This is a genomic window from Bacillus sp. L_1B0_5, assembly GCF_000836715.1.
Lineage (GTDB): Bacteria > Bacillota > Bacilli > Bacillales > Bacillaceae_G > Bacillus_A > Bacillus_A thuringiensis_S.
The window spans coordinates 1-7444 of sequence record NZ_JXIS01000043.1 but is presented as its reverse complement, the minus strand read 5'-3'; the positions used below and the strand labels follow the sequence as shown (position 1 = coordinate 7444).

Genomic DNA, 7444 nt, shown 5'->3' with positions numbered 1-7444 from the left:
GGCCTCACCATACCATTTCGGGAAAATTGTACGTTTAGACACAATTTAGACACATTTAAATCCTACAAAAAATTCTTCATGTAAAACAATTACAAAATTCTACATGAAGAATGGAAGTACTCTATAGTTTCCAATGTACTGTATATTGCATTCTCTTTTATCAAAAAAAGATACATATCGTCCTAATTAACATATAAACTTTAAAATTTTTCAACAGAATTCACTATCTTTTTTACTTGTTTGTATATATCTCCTCCATATTTTGTAGCATTAATGCAAGTAACTTGAGGAAGTTCAGAAGAGACTTCTTTTAATTCTAAAATGTCATTATCGATGAATATAATTTTTTGTAATTTAATATGAAACAACTTAGCAATCTTTTTAATTGAAGTTGATTTGTTGTTGGAATTTAATTGTGGTAATACGAAGTATTTTTCTATTCCAAGTTACTTTAGCCTGGCTAATCCTTTAGTATAGTCAGTTTTACTAGCAATAGACTGTATAATGCCCAAATCATGAAGGAACTGAATAGTTTTCAAGGTATTTTCTCTTAATTTTATAGTTTCTCCTTTTGATAAATCTCCATTCCATATAGTATTATCTAAATCCCATACTACACATTGAATATTTTTTTGTTATTTATTACATTCATTGTTGTATGTATGTCATCTGAATAATTTAAATCTATTTCATCTGCTAATTCTTTTAAATCATGATGAAGGATAGGACGTTTTTCATCGTCTGTTCCCTCACTAAAATCATGTACATCATTTGTAACAAAATATATTTGGTCGTAATCACATTGATTGTTATTGTTAAATTTATTTGAGAAATTTTCATACATACTAAAGAAAATCACAGCGTCCCCCGTACTATTTTTGTGCCCAAAGGGTTTCTTTTTTTGTAATCCAAATTCGATCAGCATGGTTTTTAATTGTGAATTTGTTAATTTTAATGGTGTTACTTTGTTTTTTATCAAGTGATCAATATCTTTACATAGAGATGTATTTTGAATATTTGTATTTAAATGTATTTGAGATTCGATTTTTTCTAAGGACTGGTGATACAAATCATCGGTAGGTTCGTGAAAATATTTAATAAGCGATTTAGCTTGATCCAATGTATCTTTTGTAGTTGTGAGCTTTTGCTGTATGATACTTGTATAGTGACGATTCCATTCTAGTAAGACTTGTTCTGGAGCAAATAAAATAATTTTATTCGCAGCTATTAATTCCTCCATTTTCCGAAAAGTCTGGACTTCTTGTTCACTTCCATTTAAAAAATTCAACCAAATATTCGTATCTAAAATTAATGCATTTGGTTTATCCCATATATATTTCATGTCATTCTCCTTTTTAAAATACACCAACGCTTGTTCTCCATGAATAAGCGTTGGTGTACTTTTTGTAAATTAGAAACGGCAAAAGGAATTGTATAAAATCGCTACTTGTTAAGGATGAAAAAAATTAACATTAGTTTATTTTAGAATATTATAGTCATTTAGCTATGTGGAGATTGTACAGATTTTAATGTAGTTAAAAAAGGATACATATAATCTATGAGATGAATGATACAATCAAAATAATACTCAAAACTTTTCAATGGAAATAAACTCATATTTCGTACAGAATCAACGAAGTTACTTTGATGAAACTCACGATGTTTTTTTAAATCCTTGAGTGAAGAAGTTTCTATATTTTTCTCCGTAAGCATTGCTTGAAATATGCTTAAATGATTAGATTGTATTAAGTCTTGTAGATGTATCATTTGAGAATCAATAAGTGAGTGAATATCAAAAAAATCCTGCGATCTTGCTCGTTTAAATTTTTCTGGTGTATCCCCTATATGAGGTGAATGCGCAAGAATTCCTATCATTTTTTTACAGAATAAAATAAAAGGAGAGGGAGCTTCCAATGTATAGTTATTGATTTCATATACCTGTTTCTCTATAATTGGTCCTTCCCATTTAAAGTCAATCTCAAAAAACTTCTTTTTATTCGGTAACTCTATAATACTCTCTCTACATCGAGCTTCTTTTTGCTTCTTAGTCCTACCAGGGTGATTACATATCTCTTCATATTCATGTAGATCCATGAGCTGGAAAACATATTTATAAAGAATTTCTTTAGGATTGAATAAATTTTCAGATGAAAATTTATTATGTAAATTTAGACTTCTAATCTCTAATCTTGAGTTTAATACCTTATACTTTTCTTTTGAAAAAGCCTTATCAAAATTATAATCTAATTCAGTTTCTAATCGTACATATTCATCAGGTAATATAGGGGATTCTAAAGATAAATCTAAATCTACAGAAACTCTCTTATGAACATTATAAACTAAGTTCAAAACACTTCCCCCAGTTAATACCGTTTTATCTGCAAAAATATCAATAGATAAAAGGGCACATAAAGACAAGTTTTGAAAGTGTTGAATCTGTTTTTGTATGTTTCTTTTATTTTCTCCCTTTTTAACGAGGGATCCTTGGTGTTGATCATCCTTATCTAATTTATTGAGCCCATGTGTATGAATAAACATTGGGGGTTTTGTATTTTTCATTTTTAGACTCCTACAATAAAATTTTCAATACATCCATTAAGTGTTAAAAATTCATCTTTTATACAAAGGGCTCTATTATATTGCTACATTTTTCACACTAGCCAGTGCCGCTTGTGATCCTAACGCAAGCCCCACTGGCCATGTTTTGTGTACAACAATTTCCGATCCTTCTGTTCGAAGGGTTTTTCTAGTGACAAACATATTATCTCCCACATTTTCTGGGATAATCCCATGTAAAGCATCCATTCCTAATGAAGCAAACCAAATATTTGTAGTTGGTTTATCTTTATCTTTTATTTTATGGGTAGGTTGAAAATCGTTGATGTAAATTTTCCACCCATCAAAAGAAGACTTTCCATTTACTACTGGTGGGATTTGATTTCTATTATAATAAGCTTTCCTAATCTGCTCATATCCTGATTGATTGGTGAAGATAACACCAGATTCGCCTTCTTTCACGCGGATTTGTCCTTTAGCACGATCTAAATCTTCTAATTTTAAGGTATTACCATTTAAATCTGTGACGTTACTCGGTTGAATAAGCTGTGTAAATCCAAGAAAACCATTGGTTCCAGATTCTAATTGCTCACTAAATTTATATAATAGCTGACGTGTAGCTAAATGCTCTTCGAGTTTAACTAAATCATTTGTATACGAATAGATATCTTGTCCTTTATATGCAACTAAAAAACTAGTAGCTAATTCACTCATAGGGAATGTGATTGGCTCATCTGGGATTGTTGTATTATCCGGGATTGGATCTCCAAACCCAATAATAGATGCTGGAGTCAATGCAGGTGTTCGTACATATCTTAAGCTATCTCCTTCAACATGATGAAACGGAAATACCTCTAGGTGTTGCAAGCGTTTTGGACTATTTTCTAATAAGCCTTTTGTTAATTCTAAAATAGATAAAAATTGTGCTTGTGCATTTAAAGCCATATTCTATCTCTCCTTTATAAATAATGAATGTAATACTAGTTTTCACCTTATGCTAGAGAATATTAAAATATGCAAAAATTAAACCGCTTCCCTAGTTGATAAACTTTTTAAATGAGTTGAGTAATCAAAAAAGGCTAGATTCTTTCTTTGTGTACATAAAATTGTATATTTCTGTACACTTTATTTTTTAGTAAAAAACACTACAATTTTTCCTATTACCGTGTCCATAAACAGTGTACAATTATGTATGTTCAGATATCTATCTAAAATTAAATTATTGAACAGGGAGAGACTACAAATTGAAAATTGGTTATGTTCGTGTATCAACTGTAGATCAAAATTTAGATTTACAAATAGATGCTTTAAAGGCGTATGGATGTGATGAAATATTTGAAGATAAGTTGAGTGGCATCGCCGGAAAAAGGCCCGGCCTTGAAAAAGCTCTTCAATATGTGAGACCTGGTGATTCTCTTGTAGTCTGGCGACTTGATCGTTTGGGGAGAACGATGCATCATCTTATCCAAATTGTAAATGAATTAAATGAACAGGGAATTAGCTTCTATAGTGTACAAGAAAATATCACGATGGATCGCTCTAGCGCTACAGGACAATTAATGTTTCACTTATTTGCTTCTTTTGCAGAATTTGAAAGAAACCTCATTCGTGAACGGACAGAGGCGGGAAGAATTGCCGCAAGGGCTCGAGGACGTGTTGGTGGAAGACCTGAAAAATTAGGAGAAAAAGAACAACAAATGATACAAACACTCGTGTCTAAGAAAACCCCCATTAAAGATATTGCGCAAATATTAAAGATTTCTCGTACAACCGTGTATCGTTATTTACAGAAATAGGAGGAATTTCAGATGGCGACGAGAGAAGTTCTTACTCAAACGCAACGAGAATACTTTTATGAATTATCAGACCAGATGAGTGAACGAGAGCGGATACGATACTACACATTATCTGAAGAAGATATACAAATCATCCGTCAGCAATGCGGCGCAACGAATCAATTAGGTTTTGCGGTTCAATTGGCTTATTTACGATTTCCTGGTCGGCCATTCGCTTCTGAAGAAAAAATACCCGATTTTCTTGTTTCGTTGCTTGCAAAAAGATTAGGAATCGTGCCTGCAGCTATACATAAGTATGCGAAAATTCGCGATACAACAAGGCGAGAACACATCAGCAAAATTCGAAAACATTTTGGATTCCGATCTTTTACCTTACGAGAATATCGAGAGTTAGCAAATTGGCTTCTTCCAACTGCTATGGGGGCAGATAAGGGTCTGGTTTTAGTTGATCTTTTGATACAAGAAATGCGAAAAAGAAAAATCATTCTTCCTGCCATGTATGCCGTAGAACATTTAGTTTGGGCGGTATGTGAACGTGCAGAAAGGCGAACGTTTAAAAAGTTAACAAAAGCGTTATCTCCACAACAATTTTTACAATTAGATCAACTATTAACGAATCCTACAGACAAACATATTACGAATTTATCCTGGTTACGAAAACCACCTGGAACGGTTTCACTTAAAAATTTTCATAAAATATTAGACCGCATTCAATTTATTCAAAAGCTCGCATTACCATTAGAAAACGGACAGGAGATTCACCAAAATAGATTACTACAATTAGCTAGGGAAGGCTCTCGGTATTCCACCCAACATTTGTCTCGGTTCCATTCTCTGAAACGTTATGCAACTTTAATGGCATTCTTAATTCATATTTATGCTTTTTTAATCGACCAAGGTTTATATGTAAATGAAAAGTTACTTGGGCGCATGTTTAAACGAGGAGAAAAAATACATAACGATTCGTTTCAAAATGACGGAAAATTAATTAATGAGAAAATCCGCTTATTTGCAAAACTTGGGAAGGTTTTAATTGAAGCAAAAGAAATGGAACAAGATCCTTTTATATCTTTACAAGCTGTTATACCATGGGACCAATTTGTTTATTCGGTAGAACAAGCGGAAGCGTTGGCGAGGCCTGCAGAATTCGATTATTTAGAATTACTGGATACCTATTATGGACAATTTCGCAAGTTTGCCCCCCGACTTTTACAGATTTATACGTTTCAATCTTCTGGTATCACCCAAACATTATGTGAAGCACTTGAAATCTTAAAGGAACTGAATACATCCAAAAAAAGAAAAGTTCCTGAATTTGCTCCCATGGATTTTATAAAATCCAAATGGTTGAAACATGTTTTAAAAGAAGATGGCATTGACCGTCATTACTATGAATTTAGTGTATGGACAGAATTATGTAATCACCTTCGTTCGGGAGATATATGGGTACCAGGAAGCAAACAATACAAAAACTTTGATGAGTACTTATTACCGGTACAAACCTGGGAAGAAATCAAAAGGAAACAACAAATTCCGTTGTCTATTGCTACAAATGTAGAGGAGTATACACAAAATCGATGCGGATTGCTGCAAGAACAATTAACAATGGTAAATCAACTCATTCGAAACCAAGAATTATCCGATGTTTCTGTTTATGGCGGTCACATCCAAATTCCATCTTTAAAAAAGGATGTTCCAGACGATGTGGCGGATCTTACAAGGGCTATTTATGATGTATTACCACGTATTAAACTAACAGAACTATTAGTAGAAGTAGACTCTTGGACCCATTTTAGTCAACAGTTTGTACATCTTCATACGAAAACAGGGCCAAAAGATGAAACTGCATTATTTGCGGCAATTTTAGCCGAGGGGATTAATCTTGGATTAAGTAAAATGGCTGATGCATGTCCTACTGTCACCTATACACAACTTGCTTGGATAGCAGATTGGTATATCAGTGATGAAAATTATACAAAAGCTCTGGGAGTCTTATCAAATTTTCAACGGCAAAATAGGCATGCTACCTATTGGGGCAATGGAACCACTTCTTCTTCAGATGGACAATATTTTAGGTCAAGTGGTGCTTCTAGTCCATTAGCTCAAGTCAATGCCAAACATGGAAGAGATCTTGGCCTAAACTTCTATACTCATATTTCAGACCAATACGATCCTTTTTACGCTCAAGTCATTAGTTCTTCTGAGGAAGCGCCTCATATTATAGACGGATTATTATACCATGAAGCCGATACTAGAATTGAAGAACACTATACGGATGCTGCTGGATTCGTAGATCATGTATTTGCTATGTGTCATATGTTAGGATTTCGATTCTCTCCGAGAATTAAAAGTATAGATAAGACGAAAATTTATACAATCGACAAACCTTCCTACTATCCAGAGCTAAACTTTATGATTGGCGGCACCATACAAATGAAACATATACGAGACAACTGGGATGCATTATTAAGATTAATCAGTTCTGTGCAAAATGGAACGGTTACTGCATCTCTTATTTTAAAAAAGTTAGCATCTTATCCACGGCAAAATAGTTTAGCGGCAGCATTACGAGAAATTGGACGTATAGAAAGAACATTATATACATTAGAGTGGCTGCAAGATCCTGTATTGAGAAGACGAGTTCAAGTGGGACTCAATAAAGGAGAAGCGAAACATTCACTTGCGCGAGCTGTGTGTTTTCATCGATTAGGAGAAATACGTGATCGTTCTTATGAAGATCAGTTGCATCGAGTGAATGGCCTGCAGTTGTTAATTTCCGTAATTGTCATTTGGAATACAGTGTATATTGAAAAGGCGATTGAATTATTACGCTCTCAAGGAATGGAAATTCCAGAAGAATACGTGCAGCACATTTCTCCATTAGGTTGGGAACATATTGCATTAACAGGTGATTATATCTGGAATGTACAGAAAAAAACATCGATTCATCATTTAAGACCTTTGCGAACAAAATATGCAAGAAATAGATACTAACACCCATTACCGATTCCCTACGTAAATACGGAATCGGTAAAATGTGTCCAAATTGTGTCCAAACGTACAATTTTCCCGAAATGGTATGGTGAGGCCTA

5 protein-coding genes are annotated in these 7444 nt (G+C 33.5%); 2 read left to right on the top strand and 3 right to left on the bottom strand.

What is annotated here, in order from left to right; genetic code table 11:
* Positions 1–613: 613 nt before the first annotated feature.
* The 3 genes from RT27_RS14335 to RT27_RS14325 form a co-directional block, all read right to left on the bottom strand.
* Positions 614–1342 (bottom strand): PIN domain-containing protein, encoded by a 729-nt coding sequence (locus tag RT27_RS14335; protein ID WP_231577696.1) that lies wholly within the window; start codon positions 1340–1342, stop codon positions 614–616.
* A gap of 158 nt (positions 1343–1500) precedes the next feature.
* Positions 1501–2559 carry a nucleotidyl transferase AbiEii/AbiGii toxin family protein gene (locus RT27_RS14330; protein WP_043936494.1) on the bottom strand — a complete coding sequence of 353 codons (1059 nt, stop codon included), beginning with the start codon at positions 2557–2559 and terminating at the stop codon, positions 1501–1503.
* 75 nt (positions 2560–2634) lie between these two features.
* Positions 2635–3501, bottom strand: coding sequence for a hypothetical protein (locus RT27_RS14325; RefSeq protein WP_043936493.1), 867 nt, complete (start codon positions 3499–3501; stop codon positions 2635–2637).
* Between the two features lie 299 nt (positions 3502–3800).
* Here RT27_RS14325 and RT27_RS14320 point away from each other — a divergent pair, with 299 nt between their 5' ends.
* On the top strand, positions 3801–4352 hold the full coding sequence (locus tag RT27_RS14320) for a recombinase family protein (RefSeq protein WP_043936492.1): 552 nt from the start codon (positions 3801–3803) through the stop codon (positions 4350–4352).
* A gap of 12 nt (positions 4353–4364) precedes the next feature.
* The gene (locus RT27_RS14315; protein WP_043936491.1) at positions 4365–7346 is read left to right on the top strand and encodes a Tn3 family transposase; all 2982 of its coding nucleotides are present in this window, start codon (positions 4365–4367) and stop codon (positions 7344–7346) included.
* The last annotated feature ends 98 nt before the right edge of the window (positions 7347–7444 follow it).